Genomic DNA, 13277 nt, shown 5'->3' on the forward strand with positions numbered 1-13277 from the left:
ATGAAGCTGATGCGCGCGCCGAATCTCATCATCGGACAGCATTGGATCAATGTGCTGGCCGCAGCCGGCATCGCGTGCGAGCTGCACAACCGCTATCTGAACGGCGCGCTCGGCGACATTCCCGCGGATCAGTGCGCGCCCGAGTTGTGGCTCGTGGACGATCGCGACGAGGCCGTGGCGCGACGTCTGATCGATGCGGCGTCGCGAGGTCCGGCCGCAGGTGCGCCCGGCTGGCAATGTCGGCAATGCGGCGAAAAGCTCGAAGCGCAGTTCACCGTGTGCTGGCAGTGCGGGACGGCGCGCGATCCTTTGGATGGGTGAACGGGTCTGGCGCGGGCTGCGAGGTCGAGGTCGTAAAAAAACGGGCGATTGCCCGTTTTTTTACGCACATCACGTGTGTTGCTTCAAGCCAGCCACACGGCGATGGTGAGCATCAGCAACAGAATCATCCACAGCACGACCGCGCGCCAGACGAGTCCGACCGCCGATTGCAACGTGCGCGGCGTGCAGTCGTCACCCACCTGCATCGGACCGCCGTCGCCAGTAGCGAGTGCATCAAGACTCGACGGCTCGGCAAGCGGCCCGCTCAGACGCGCGCCGAGGGCACCGCTACCCGCCGCGAGCAGCACGCCGTCGTTCGCATCCGGCCACTGCCGCGCGTGGTTGCGCCACGCGTAAATCGCATCTTCGAAATTGCCGACAATGGCAAAGCCGAGCGACGTGAGCCGCGCCGGAATCCAGTCGATCACGAAGAACGCGCGCTGCGCGAAGCTCGAAAACGCGACGGTACGATCGTCCACCGGCCGCGCCCACGTGCGCGACAGATACTCGGCGATCCGATACAGCACAGCGCCGGCCGGCCCAACCGGAATCAGAAACCAGAAGAACACGCCGAAAACATGGCGATGCGACGCGACCACCGCGTGAATCAGCGTATGACGCACGATCTCGCTGACCGGCATGTCGAGCGTGTCGAGGCCGGTCCATTCGTTGAGAATTTCGCGCGCGCGCGGCACGTCGTCGTTATTGAGCGCGAGATGGATGTCGGTAAAGTAATGGCTGAACTGGCGGAAGCCGAGCGTGAAGTACAGCACCGCGACGTTCCACAGGAACGCCAGCACGAAGTGAATGTTGTACAGAACGTAGTAGACGAGCGCGACGGCCAGCGTCCACGGCACCACGACGACGAGCCATGCAAGCAGACCATGCTTGGGCTTGCCCGCATCGAATCCGTGCGCCGCCGACTCCGCATGGTATTGAAGCAGCGCGGATACCGGATTGTTCGGCGACAGTGCGCGCACCTGTTCAATGATCAGAGCCAGCAATACGGAAAAAAAAGTCATGCGATGCGCCGTGCTTTTCGAGTTTTACGATTGGTTCATAACGATAGCACAGGGTCGGATGCCACTGAGCGGGACGTTGCCAAACACCCAACGTCCGCACATAAGAACACCCGTCAAGCCGCCAGAAAGCGATAGACATTGCGCAGCATCGCCGCTGTCGCACCCCAGATGAAGTAGTGACTGCCCGTTCCGCCGACACCCTGTTCGGCTGCTTCGAGCGATACGCCGCGCGGGTACGGCATCGCGAAGAAGCGGCGCTCGCCGCCTTCGTAGCGGAAGACGCGTTCTTCGTGATGCGCCGGGTTCATCAGAAATGGGAGCGGCACTTCGAAGACCTCCGCGACCTCGAGCGCGTCCGCTTTCAACGCGAACGGCGGGTGCACGAGGCCAATCACGGGCGTGACGCGAAAACCGGTGCCCGTCAGATAGTCGGGCAACGCGCCGAGCACCTCGACGCGCGAAGGCGCGAGGCCGACTTCCTCTTGCGCTTCACGCAAGGCGGTCGCGGTGGCGTCGGCATCGAAAGGCTCCTGACGTCCGCCCGGAAAGCTGACCTGACCGGCATGGTCGTTGAGATGATCGGCGCGCTGCGTCAGCAACACCGTGAGGCCATTCGCGCGGATCACGAGCGGCACCAGCACGGAGGCGACACGCGGGTCGGTGTGAATGTCGCGCCACGGCGCCTCGATAATCGGCTCTGGTGTCCAGGAAAGATGCTGCTTGAAGCGCGCTCGAAGGCCATCGGGCGTAAGACGCTCCGCGGCGACTGGCGGCAAGTGGGCGCCCGTTGCCTCGATGGGCAGGGCTTCAGGTTCAAAGACGGGGCGGATCAACGGATCTCTCGAATGAGCGGATGGACGCGATGCCGCTATTTTGACCTGGCAAACAAAAAAGCACCCGCGAGGGGTGCTTTTTCTTACAGCAGTTACGCTTGCGAAGCAGCGCGGTCTTTCGAGACCAGCTTTTCCTTGATTCGAGCCGACTTGCCCGAACGCTCGCGCAGGTAGTACAGCTTTGCACGACGCACATCGCCACGACGCTTGACGACGATGCTAGCCAGCAGCGGCGAGTACGTCTGGAACGTACGCTCGACGCCTTCGCCCGACGAAATCTTGCGGACGATGAACGACGAATTCAGACCACGGTTACGCTTGGCGATCACGACGCCTTCGTAAGCCTGGACACGCTTACGCGTACCTTCAACCACGTTCACGCTGACAATCACCGTATCGCCGGGAGCGAATTCGGGAATGGTCTTCTCGCCGAGGGCGCGCGCGATTTCTTCCTGCTCGAGTTTTGCAATCAGATTCATCACTGACTCCTAAGTCCATCTTGTCGGCGTTCGTACCTGCCTTGCATCGATATGCGCGGCTACGGCCCCGATAGAGGATGGGTTCACATCAGGCGCCGAACACGCATGTGCGGCGCCGCCTGGTGTCCGCTCGAAAGGCCGGGGCTTTACGCCTTCGGCTCTTCCTTCGCGAGACTTGCAAGCCATGCCTCGTCGGCACGGCTCAACATCTTGTTCTTTCTGGCCTTGACGATCAAATCGGGCCGCTTGTGCCACGTATTGCGCAAAGCTTCCCGCCGACGCCACGCTTCGATCTCCGCATGATGGCCGCCGAGCAGCACATCGGGCACACGCACGCCGTGGTATTCCTCAGGCCGCGTGTAGTGCGGACAATCGAGCAGCACATCGACAAAACTGTCCTGTACCGCCGACTGCGAATCGTTGAGCACGCCGGGCAACTGGCGCACGACTGCATCCATCAACGCCATGGCGGGCAACTCGCCGCCCGACAGCACGAAGTCGCCGAGACTGATTTCTTCGTCGACAACCCGGTCGAGCAAACGCTGATCGATCGCCTCGTAGCGGCCGCACAGCAAAATCAAACCAGGCTGGGAGGCGAACTTCATCACACGTTCGTGATTCAGCGTGGCGCCTTGCGGCGACATCATCACGACACGCGGGGCGCCGATGCCCTGCTCCGCCTGCGCAGCCTTCGCTGCACCGATCGCGTCTTCCAGCGGCTTGGCCAGCATGACCATGCCGGGGCCGCCGCCGTACGGGCGATCGTCGATTGTGCGGTAGTTGTCCGTGGTGAAATCACGCGGATTCCACGTACGCAACCCATAGCGCTGCTGCTTTGCTGCCCGGCTGGTAATGCCCCAGTCGGTCAGCGCGCGAAACATTTCGGGAAAGAGCGTGACGACATCGAACTGCATCGCTCTCTCCGTTGTAGCGAACTCGATTTGCTGAACTATCAATAATCGGCTTCCCAGTCGACGATGATCTGCTTCGCCGCCTGGTCCACCGTTTTGACAAACACGCCGACGAACGGGATCAAGCGCTCGGCCGTGCCCGGCTTGCCGGTTTTGTCGGCCGCTGCGTATTCGATGCGCAGCACCGAATGCGCACCGTTGTCGATCATGTCTGCAACCTTGCCCAGGTTGACGCCGGCAAGGTTCACCACGTCCAGGCCGAGCAGGTCAACCCAGTAGAATTCGTCGGCTTCAAGCGCCGGAAATTCGCTGCGGCTCACGTAGACGCGCGAGCCGCGCAGCGCCAGCGCCGCGTCGCGGTCAGCGACGCCGCCCAGAAGGGCCACGACACTGTCGCTATGCGTTTTGGCTTGCAGCGACGGCGCCGACTGGCGCTCGCGGCCTTTCATGAGCCACCAGCGCTTAGCGCTCAGCAAAGCGTCGCCGCCATGCCCGGCGTCCGCATGCGCGGCCACCTTGACCCAGCCTTTGAGGCCGTAAGCGTCGACGACTGCACCGACTTCGACCGCGTCGGCCGGCCAACTCTCCGCCGTTTCCGCGCGCATTGCTGCTGCCTCGGAACCGGCGTTTTCAACATTGGCTTTCGCCTTGCCGCCGGCCCGCTCGCCCGACTTGCGGACGAATGCACCGAACGGCGCCTGAGCAGGCGTCTTTGCGCGCGGGCTCGCCTCTTTAGCGGCCTGTGTAGCCGCTTCCGCTGCCTTTACGCGACCTGAACTGCCGGAATCACGCTCAGACATGACGGGACCTCAGATTGAGCCTTGCTGCGAACTTCGACGCCTGTTTCGGCAAAACATTTTGCGCATCGGACTGCTCACGCGGGTCGCGCGAGCCGCCGGCCAAACCGACGACGATACGCATGCGAGCTACCATTAAGCAGCCGGCTGCGCCTTTTGCGCTTCTTTCACGAGACGCTCGACGGTCGGCGACAGTTGTGCGCCAACGCCTTGCCAATACGTCAGGCGATCTTGAGCGATACGCAGCGATTCGCCCTTCGTAGCGACCGGGTTGTAGAAGCCAACGCGCTCGATGAAGCGGCCGTCACGACGGTTACGCGAGTCGGTTGCGACGATGTTGTAGAACGGGCGCTTCTTGGAGCCGCCACGAGCCAAGCGGATGATGACCATACTAGAATCCTTGAAAACCGGGGTTCGGAACGACTGAAACACGCGATTATAGCGGGAAACCGACGCCATAACAAACACTTACCCGGATAAACTGAGCAATCGGGGTGCGCCGCCCCGACAGCGCGGGCGCGCAAGCTGGCGCAAACACATGGAGGACCTGACGGAATGCCTGTGAAATCTCTGCTGCAAACCGCGCTGTTTCGCATCCTTTCCGGCCGCCGGCCTGCATCCGTTTGCCGTCCGCGCGGTTTTCGCGGTTTCCGCGGTTTTGGCAGCGCGGTGGGCGCGTTGCTGGCCGTCGTCGCGTGCAGCGCCCTGGCCGCGCCGCCTGTGGAGCGCATCAAACTGCCGCCGGGCTTTCATATCGAAGTCTTGTCGGACGCAGTACCGAGCGCGCGCGCGATGGCTTTGTCGCCAAAGGGCATTCTCTATATAGGCAGCCTCGACGGCCACGTCTATGCGCTCGAACTGCAAGGTGCGCGAGTCGCCGCCCGACATATCGTGGCCACGGGTCTCGATGCCCCGGTCGGCGTCGCCTGGCACGACGGCGCGTTGTACGTTTCGGCGGTGTCGCGAATTTTACGCTTCGATTCGATCGACACGCGCCTGAGCGCGCCGCCGCAGCCGGCGGTCGTTACGGACAAATTGCCCGCCGAGACTCATCACGGGGCGAAATTCATTGCTTTCGGCCCGGACGGCAAGCTTTACGTCCCGCAAGGCGCACCCTGCAACGTCTGCCTGAAAGATCGCGACCGCTACGCGATGATCGGCCGCATGGACCCCGACGGCAGCCATTACGAGGTCGTCGCGCGCGGCATACGCGACTCCGTCGGCTTCGCATGGCATCCGGCGACGCACGAACTCTGGTTCACCGACAACGGCCGCGATCTGCTAGGCGACGACGTACCCGACGACGAACTCAACCGCGCCCCGCGCGCCGGTCTCGATTTCGGCTTTCCGTACTGTCACGCCGACGCGGTAGCCGACCCGCAATTCGGCGCGGGCCATCCGTGCAGCGCATTCACGCCACCGGTCGTCAAATTGGGCGCGCATGTCGCCGCGCTCGGCATGCGCTTTTATAGCGGCTCGATGTTCCCGGCCGACTACCGCCACAACATTTTCATTGCCGAGCACGGTTCCTGGAACCGCAGTAAGAAGTCCGGCTACCGCGTAGTAAGAGTCGTGACGGAGCCGGACGGCAGCCACGTGCGGCAGGAGGTTTTCGCCGAGGGATGGCTTCAGCCGGGAGAAACCGTGTGGGGCCGCCCCGCCGACGTGTTGCCGCTGCCAGACGGGTCGCTGCTGATCAGCGACGACTACGCCGGCGCCATTTACCGCGTCACGTACTCGGTGCCTTGAGCGGCTACCCTGGCGCCGGGCGGCTCGGGGCTTGTGGTCGCGGTCCGGGACGTCACGCGGACGGATGTGCCCGGGGCAGGCTAAGACGCATGGGCCGGGCGTGCCGCTGCCGGTGTGAAGCCGGCGATGCCGCAACGGTGGTCGCTGCCGCTGCCGACGCCAATGCTGAAGCCCTCGGCGATGCCGCACCTGCAACCGCCGCCGAAGAACACGGCAACGCCCCCGCCTTGCCAGCCCCCCCCGCCGCCTGAGGCTCTACGCCACGTGACCGGTCGCGCGCCGGCGGCGTAGAATGCGCGACGGTTCGCGGCCAACAATTCACCGCTCATTTGCACCACAGCTTTCGACCATCCGTCCGCGCTGCCGTCTTTGCCCGTCAGTTCGCGCTGCCCATCACGTTACCCACGCCCACATGTCCACGTCTGCTTCGACCTCGACTTACTTCCGATCCAAAACGATTACCGCCGCGCTGGCGTTTTTTCTGGGCAGCCTCGGCGCGCATCGCTTTTATCTGTACGGTCCGCGCGACGTCTACGGCTGGGCCCACGTGCTCGGCACCGTAATCGGCATTCCCGGCGCGATGTTGCTGGTAGCGAGCGAACGCTCTTCGATACTCGGCTGGGTGCTCGCATTCCCCGGCGCCGTTTCGCTTCTGGCCGCGTTTCTCGCCGCGATCGTCTACGGTCTGCGTCCGGACGAAAAGTGGGATCGGCAATTCAACGCGCACACACAGCGACAAAGCCGCTCCGGGTGGACGGTGATCTTCGTGGTGATCTTTTCGCTGCTGATCGGCGCGTTTCTGTTGATGACCGGTCTCGCCATTTCCTTCCAGACCTACTTCGAAGGCCAAGTCCAGGCGGCGAAGGCGCTGTCGCAATAGCAGAAGGACCACGCGCACTACACGCACCATCGGCTAAAAAAGATCGAGCTGCGGATTATCGCCACTCGCGGCCTGCCTCCGCGGCACCTCATGACGCTTGAAGTGCGACATATCCAGAATGCCGCGGTCGCGCTGATTCAGCCCTAGACGGCGCACCGCCTTGTGGAATCGCTGCTTGAGCAGATCGGCCCACAAGCCTTCCCCCTTCATTCGGGTGGAGAAAGACGAGTCGTAGTCCTTGCCGCCCCGCATATCGCGCACACGCGCCATGACCCGTTCGGCGCGATCGGGAAAATGCGCGGCGAGCCAGTCTTTGAACAGCGGCGCAACTTCCCACGGCAGGCGCAGCACGATATAGCTCGCGTTGCTGGCGCCGGCTTCCGCACACGCTTCGAGCACGCGCTCCATGTCCGGCTCCGTGACAAACGGAATCACCGGCGCAATGCTCACCCCGACCGGAATGCCCGCTTCGCTCAGCGTGCGGATCGTGCGCAAGCGCCGCGACGGCGTAGCCGCGCGCGGTTCGAGCGTGCGCGCAATGTCGGCGTCGAGCGTCGTGATGGTAATGGCCGCCATGAATTGCCCGCGAGCCGCCATGGGCGCAAGCAGATCCAGGTCACGCTCGATCAGCGACGATTTCGTAATCGCCGCAAAAGGATGATTACGCTCGCTCAGAATCTCGACGACGCGCCGTGTGAGCCGCCACTCGCGTTCTGCAGGCTGCCACGCGTCGGTATTGACGCCGAGCGCAATGGGCTCCGGCTCATAAGACTTTTTCGACAGCTCGCGCTCAAGCAGCTCGGGCGCGTTCACCTTCGCATAAATGCGGCTTTCGAAGTCGAGCCCCGGCGAGAGGCCGAGATAACTATGCGTGGGCCGCGCAAAACAATAAATGCAGCCGTGCTCGCATCCGCGATAGGGATTCAGCGACACGCTAAACGGAATGTCCGGCGACGCGTTGCGAGTAAGAATGCTTTTCGCCCTTTCCTCGAACACCTGGGTGCGCAGCGCCTTCGGCGCTTCACCTTCTTCCGGCGTGGCCAACCAACCGTCGTCCACCGCTTCCCGCTGGTCGACCTCGTAACGGCCTTGCACGTTCGTGACCGCGCCGCGCCCCTTGCGGGGCACCGGCGGCGCGATTGGAAACTCGGCAGCGGAAGGCAAATCGGGCTCGGTCACGGCTGGCTGGACAAGTGAACAGGGCAAACAAAACGGCGCAAAAAACCTGTATAAATATACAGTGTTTACGCCGTTTGTCGAGCCCCGTGCAACGAGCCTAGCGCGTGGTTTCATCCCCGACCGGAATGGTCAGCGTTTCCTTGATCTCCTCCATCACCACATAGCTTTTCGACTGCACGGCGCCCGGAAGCTGAAGCAGGATGTCGCCGAGAAGCTTACGGTAGTCGGCCATCTCGCCGATGCGCGCCTTGATCAGATAATCGAAATCGCCCGACACGAGATGGCACTCGAGCACTTCGGGGATCTTCTGCACCTCGCGGCGAAACTGGTCGAACATGTTGCCGCTCTTGTGGTCGAGCGTGATTTCGACGAACACCAGCAGCGCCGCGCCCAGCTCGGCCGGATTCACGCGCGCATAGTAGCCGGTGATCACGCCGTCGCGCTCCATGCGCTTCACACGCTCGATGCACGGCGTGACCGACAGCCCGACCTGTTCCGCGAGGTCTTTCATGGCCATCCGGCCGTCCTGCTGCAGCAGCCGAAGAATCTTGTGATCGAGCTTGTCGAGGGTTCGGACCGGCTGACGTTGGGTGCGCATAGTGTTTATTCTGAAAATCGCAGAAATACAATAACAAAACCTGCAAGTTCGCCAATAGTATAGCGCTTAACACTGGGCGAACCGCGTTTCACGTCGTTAATCGAACGATTGAAGCGAACTGAACAACACAACGCCCGCAAATCTTGCGAATCATCTGGAGCAGCTATGCGAATCGTCGTTTTGGGCAGTGGCGTCGTCGGCGTAACGAGCGCGTATTACCTCGCACGCGCGGGTCATGAAGTGACCGTGATCGATCGTGAGCCAGGCCCGGCGCTCGAAACAAGTTTCGCCAACGCCGGCCAGATCTCGCCAGGCTATGCGTCGCCGTGGGCCGCGCCCGGCGTGCCGCTGAAAGCCGTCAAGTGGATGTTCCAGAAACACGCGCCGCTCGCCATTCGCCTCGACGGCACGCAGTTCCAGTTGCAATGGATGTGGCAGATGCTGCAGAACTGCACGGCGTCGCGCTACGCGGTCAACAAGGGACGCATGGTCCGCCTCGCCGAATACAGCCGCGATTGTCTGCAAGCGCTGCGCGCCGAAACCGGCATCCACTACGAAGGCCGCACCGGCGGCACGCTGCAGGTGTTCCGCACGCAGCAGCAATTCGACGGCGCGGCGAAAGACATCGCCGTGCTGCGCGAGGCCAACGTGCCGTTCGAACTGCTGTCGGCGGCGGAACTGGCTCAGGCCGAACCGGCGCTCGCCGCGGTCTCGCACAAGCTGACGGGCGGTCTGCGCCTGCCGGGCGACGAAACCGGCGATTGCCAGATGTTCACCACGCGTCTCGCCGCGCTGGCCGAGCAGATGGGCGTCAAATTCCGCTACAACACGCCGATCGACGCGCTCGCCATGGCCGGCGACCGCATCGCCGGCGTGCAGTGCGGCCAGGAATTGGTACGCGCCGATTCGTTCGTCGTCGCGCTCGGTTCTTACTCGACGAAATTTCTGTCCGGCCTCGTGAAGATTCCGGTCTATCCGCTGAAGGGTTACTCGATCACGGCGCCCATCGTCAACGAAGCCGCCGCGCCGGTTTCCACGGTGCTCGACGAAACGTACAAGATCGCGATTACGCGCTTCGACAACCGGATTCGCGTCGGCGGGATGGCTGAGATCGTCGGCTTCGACAAGTCGTTGCGGCAAGCGCGCCGTGAAACCCTCGAGCTGTGCGTGAACGATCTGTTCCCGGGCGGCGGCGACACGTCGAAGGCCAGCTTCTGGACCGGCCTGCGGCCCATGACGCCGGACGGCACGCCGATCGTCGGCCGCACCCCCGTGCCGAACCTGTTTCTCAACACGGGGCACGGCACGCTCGGCTGGACAATGTCGTGCGGTTCGGGCCAGTTGCTCGCCGATGTGATGTCCGGCAAGCAGCCGGCGATCAAGGCGGATGACCTCTCGGTGCATCGCTATTTCGGCGAGACCGGCGCTGCACATCGTCCGGCTTATGCCTGAAGCTTCTAGCGCCGGGCGTGGTCATGCTCGGCGCGTTTCCAGCCGGCTGTAACAGCGCAAGCCGGCTCGCCAAGAGACAAACGGCGCCTTGCGAACTGACCGCAAAAATTGGATCAATGTCCAATTGCCTGCGCTTCAGTTAACGCTGCAAGGCGCCGTTTTCGTTTACTCAGCAAGACCTCAGACTTCGCGCCGCATCAAAACTGATCCGCGGACAACGCCAGCACGCCCTCGCCGCCCTTCGCGCTGACAATCGACGCCTCCAGCGCGGTCGCGAGCGGCAACACATGCTCCGCGTAGAATTGCGCCGTCGCGATCTTCGCGCCGTAAAACTGCTGGTCTTCGTCGCGCTTCTGAGCGGCCGCGAGCAGCGCACGCGCCATTTGCCAGCCGCCCAGCACAATGCCCGCGAGCTTCAGATACGGCACGCTGCCGGCAAACACGGCATTCGGATCGCCCTTCGTGTTCGCGACGACGAAATCGACCACCGCGCCCAACGAGCGCTGCCCCTCGGCAAGATACTTTTCCATCGATCGGAACGCCTGACCTTGTTGCGCGCCAAGCAATCCGACCGTTTCGGCAACGCTTGCCAGCAGCGACTTCGCGACTTTGCCGCCGTCACGCACCGTCTTGCGGCCGATCAGGTCATTCGCCTGAATCGCGGTCGTGCCTTCGTAGATCGGCAGAATGCGAGCGTCGCGGTAATACTGCGCGGCGCCCGTCTCTTCGATGAAACCCATGCCGCCGTGCACCTGCACGCCAAGGCTGGTTACGTCGATCGACAACTCCGTGCTCCAGCCCTTCACGATCGGTACGAGAAACTCGTAAATCGCCTGATGTTCGGCGCGCTTGGCTTCGTCCGGATGGCGATGCGCAATGTCGCAATGCCCGGCCGCGACATAAGCCAGCGCGCGCGACGCCTCGGTGAGGGCGCGCATCGTCGAAAGCATGCGGCGCACGTCGGGATGCTCGATGATCGCCACCGGCTGTTTCGCGGAGCCGTCGACGGGACGGCTTTGCACGCGCTCCTTCGCATAGGCCGCCGCCTTCTGATACGCGCGATCCGATACGCCGACGCCTTGCATGCCCACGGCGAACCGCGCCGCGTTCATCATGATGAACATGTACTCGAGGCCGCGATTTTCCTCGCCGATCAGATGCCCGATCGCGCCGCCGTGGTCGCCGAATTGCAGCACCGCCGTCGGGCTCGCCTTGATGCCGAGCTTGTGCTCGATCGACACGCAATGCACGTCGTTGCGCTCGCCGAGCGAACCGTCCTCGTTGATCAAAAACTTCGGCACGATGAAGAGCGAGATGCCCTTCACGCCTTCGGGCGCATTCGGCGTGCGCGCGAGCACGAGATGCGCGATGTTCTTCGCCATGTCGTGCTCGCCCCACGTGATGAAAATCTTCGTGCCGAACAGCTTGAACGAGCCGTCGCCTTGCGGCTCGGCGCGCGTGCGCACGAGCGCGAGATCCGAGCCGGCCTGCGGCTCAGTGAGGTTCATTGTGCCGGTCCATTCGCCTGAAATGAGCTTCGGCACATAGGTCTGTTTTTGCGCGTCGGTGCCGGCGGTCAGCAGCGCCTCGATCGCGCCGTCGGTCAGCAACGGGCACAGCGCGAACGACAGATTCGACGCGTTCAACATCTCAACGCAAGGTGTGGCGATGAGTTTCGGCAGGCCCTGGCCTTCATACTCGACAGGATGCTGCACGCCTTGCCAGCCGCCCTCGGCGAACTGACGGAACGCTTCCTTGAAACCGGGCGTCGCCGTCACGACGCCGTCTTTCCAACTGCTCGGATTGCGATCTCCCTCGACGTTCAGCGGAGCCAGCACCTCGCCGCACAGTTTCGCCGACTCTTCCAGCACGGCCTGAGCGGTGTCGAGGTTCGCGTCCTCGAAGCCCGGCAGCGTCGCGATCTGTTCGAGATCCGCCAGTTCGTTCATCACGAACAGCATGTCCTTGATGGGCGCCGTATAGCTCATTTTCTGTTCTCCTCCTGCCTGATGGAAAAAGGGCGCGGGACTTGTTCGGTCCAGCGCCCTTCTTGTGTCGCCAATGCGTTGCGAAACGCCGTTAAACGGCTTTGCAGATGGCTTTATATGGCGCTAACACGCTCAGCCGAGTTCGCTCACGAGTTCCGGCACAAGCGTGAACAGATCGCCGACGAGACCATAATCGGCGACGCTGAAAATCGGCGCTTCCGGGTCTTTGTTGATCGCGACGATCACTTTGCTGTCCTTCATGCCGGCCAGATGCTGGATCGCGCCGGAAATGCCGACGGCCACATACAGTTGCGGCGCGACGATCTTGCCGGTCTGCCCGACCTGATAGTCGTTCGGCACGAAGCCGGCGTCGACCGCCGCGCGCGATGCGCCCAGCGCCGCGTTCAGCTTGTCGGCGAGCGGCTCGAGCACCTTCGTGTAGTTCTCGCCGTTGCCGAGACCGCGGCCACCTGAAACGATGATCTTCGCCGACGTCAGTTCCGGACGGTCGAGCTTCGTCACTTCGCGGCTCACGAACTGCGAGATGCCCGCGTCTGCCGCCGCTTCGATTTTTTCCACCGATGCGTTGCCGCCTTCAGCCGCCACTGCGTCGAAGCCGGTGGTGCGGACCGTGATGACCTTGATCGGATCGGCCGATTGCACCGTCGCAATTGCATTGCCCGCGTAAATCGGACGCTCGAAAGTGTCAGCGGAATCGACCGCCGTGATGTCGCTGATCTGCGCGACGTCGAGCTTGGCGGCGATACGCGGCGCGATGTTCTTGCCGTAAGCGGTAGCCGGCGCGAGGATATGCGAGTAGTCCTTCGCGATGTTCAGCACCGTCGCCTCGACGTTTTCCGCGAGTCCTTCGGCGAGTTGCGGCGCGTCGGCCAGCAGCACTTTCGAAACGCCCGCGATCTTCGCGGCTGCGTCCGCTGCGGCCTGCGCGTTTTGGCCTGCTACCAGTACGTGAATGTCACCACCGATCTTTTGCGCGGCTGCAATGGTGTGCAGCGTCGCGGCCTTGATCGATGCGTTGTCGTGTTCTGCTATTACAAGATTCGTCAT

The 13277-nt window shown here is 62.9% G+C and carries 15 protein-coding genes; 4 read left to right on the forward strand and 11 right to left on the reverse strand.

The window, feature by feature from the left end; genetic code table 11:
* On the forward strand, positions 1–321 hold the full coding sequence (locus CUJ91_RS13295; protein WP_006052833.1) for a putative signal transducing protein: 321 nt from the start codon (positions 1–3) through the stop codon (positions 319–321).
* Positions 322–404: 83 nt separating this feature from the next.
* Here the strand turns inward: CUJ91_RS13295 and CUJ91_RS13300 are convergent, their stop codons facing one another.
* The 7 genes from CUJ91_RS13300 to rpsP form a co-directional block, all read right to left on the reverse strand.
* Positions 405–1343, reverse strand: coding sequence for a CobD/CbiB family protein (locus tag CUJ91_RS13300; protein WP_006052832.1), 939 nt, complete (start codon positions 1341–1343; stop codon positions 405–407).
* Between the two features lie 113 nt (positions 1344–1456).
* Positions 1457–2176 carry an NUDIX hydrolase gene (locus CUJ91_RS13305; RefSeq protein ID WP_114156354.1) on the reverse strand — a complete coding sequence of 240 codons (720 nt, stop codon included), beginning with the start codon at positions 2174–2176 and terminating at the stop codon, positions 1457–1459.
* A 92-nt stretch (positions 2177–2268) separates the two neighbouring features.
* Complete coding sequence (gene rplS, locus CUJ91_RS13310; protein WP_029967865.1) at positions 2269–2655, reverse strand: 50S ribosomal protein L19; 387 nt, start codon at positions 2653–2655, stop codon at positions 2269–2271.
* Positions 2656–2801: 146 nt separating this feature from the next.
* Entirely contained in the window at positions 2802–3569 is a 768-nt protein-coding gene (gene trmD, locus CUJ91_RS13315) for a tRNA (guanosine(37)-N1)-methyltransferase TrmD (RefSeq protein WP_006050282.1), read from the reverse strand.
* 38 nt (positions 3570–3607) lie between these two features.
* Positions 3608–4366 (reverse strand): ribosome maturation factor RimM, encoded by a 759-nt coding sequence (gene rimM, locus CUJ91_RS13320; RefSeq protein ID WP_114156355.1) that lies wholly within the window; start codon positions 4364–4366, stop codon positions 3608–3610.
* Positions 4359–4487: a hypothetical protein gene (locus CUJ91_RS35115; RefSeq protein ID WP_258196038.1), complete on the reverse strand. Its 129-nt coding sequence runs from the start codon at positions 4485–4487 to the stop codon at positions 4359–4361. The genes rimM and CUJ91_RS35115 overlap by 8 nt, the downstream gene beginning before the upstream one ends.
* Before the next feature lie 11 nt (positions 4488–4498).
* Entirely contained in the window at positions 4499–4753 is a 255-nt protein-coding gene (gene rpsP / locus CUJ91_RS13325) for a 30S ribosomal protein S16 (protein WP_006050280.1), read from the reverse strand.
* A gap of 171 nt (positions 4754–4924) precedes the next feature.
* Here rpsP and CUJ91_RS13330 point away from each other — a divergent pair, with 171 nt between their 5' ends.
* On the forward strand, positions 4925–6112 hold the full coding sequence (locus CUJ91_RS13330; protein WP_408188889.1) for a PQQ-dependent sugar dehydrogenase: 1188 nt from the start codon (positions 4925–4927) through the stop codon (positions 6110–6112).
* A gap of 412 nt (positions 6113–6524) precedes the next feature.
* Complete coding sequence (locus CUJ91_RS13335) at positions 6525–6992, forward strand: NINE protein (protein WP_006050276.1); 468 nt, start codon at positions 6525–6527, stop codon at positions 6990–6992.
* Between the two features lie 33 nt (positions 6993–7025).
* Here the strand turns inward: CUJ91_RS13335 and CUJ91_RS13340 are convergent, their stop codons facing one another.
* Complete coding sequence (locus tag CUJ91_RS13340; protein WP_244230940.1) at positions 7026–8171, reverse strand: PA0069 family radical SAM protein; 1146 nt, start codon at positions 8169–8171, stop codon at positions 7026–7028.
* A gap of 97 nt (positions 8172–8268) precedes the next feature.
* Positions 8269–8769, reverse strand: a complete 501-nt coding sequence (locus CUJ91_RS13345; RefSeq protein ID WP_006050274.1) for an Lrp/AsnC ligand binding domain-containing protein — start codon at positions 8767–8769, stop codon at positions 8269–8271.
* A gap of 165 nt (positions 8770–8934) precedes the next feature.
* On the opposite strand from CUJ91_RS13345, the gene CUJ91_RS13350 reads away from it, so the two are divergent.
* Complete coding sequence (locus CUJ91_RS13350) at positions 8935–10221, forward strand: D-amino acid dehydrogenase (RefSeq protein ID WP_006050273.1); 1287 nt, start codon at positions 8935–8937, stop codon at positions 10219–10221.
* A 197-nt stretch (positions 10222–10418) separates the two neighbouring features.
* Here the strand turns inward: CUJ91_RS13350 and CUJ91_RS13355 are convergent, their stop codons facing one another.
* Positions 10419–12209 carry an acyl-CoA dehydrogenase gene (locus CUJ91_RS13355; RefSeq protein WP_114156358.1) on the reverse strand — a complete coding sequence of 597 codons (1791 nt, stop codon included), beginning with the start codon at positions 12207–12209 and terminating at the stop codon, positions 10419–10421.
* A gap of 132 nt (positions 12210–12341) precedes the next feature.
* A complete protein-coding gene (locus CUJ91_RS13360) occupies positions 12342–13277 on the reverse strand; it encodes an electron transfer flavoprotein subunit alpha/FixB family protein (protein ID WP_107706412.1) in 936 nt (311 codons plus the stop codon).

Source organism: Paraburkholderia graminis, from assembly GCF_003330785.1.
Classification (GTDB): Bacteria; Pseudomonadota; Gammaproteobacteria; order Burkholderiales; family Burkholderiaceae; genus Paraburkholderia; species Paraburkholderia graminis.